Consider the following 288-nt stretch of genomic DNA (forward strand, 5'->3'; position numbering starts at 1 on the left):
AAAAGCGCGCTATAAAGCGTATAAATGGAATAACAGTGATGACTGATTTCTATTACTCATCTGTTTTTGTAAAAGACCAAAACGCGGCAGATGAGCACTTCGATAGTTATTGCTGCAATTTGAAAGTGACAGCCGGGCCAAGTGGAAAACTTGAGTATTCATCAAAGATATGCCTGCTTGGAGCATCATTTGCAAGCACATCATCAAGCCCTAGCGGCTGGGGTTATGAGACGAAAGGCGAGCAAGAGGGGTTCTTGATTACGATACCTCATGTAGGTCACATCACAT

At 43.1% G+C, this 288-nt stretch carries 1 protein-coding gene; it reads left to right on the plus strand.

Annotated elements, in window-relative coordinates; all coding sequences use genetic code 11:
• Positions 1–38: 38 nt before the first annotated feature.
• The coding region (locus AC0L3B_RS39310) for a hypothetical protein (RefSeq protein ID WP_473383166.1) at positions 39–288 on the plus strand (250 nt) is incomplete at its 3' end.

Source organism: Bradyrhizobium sp. Kon56 (genome assembly GCF_055807635.1).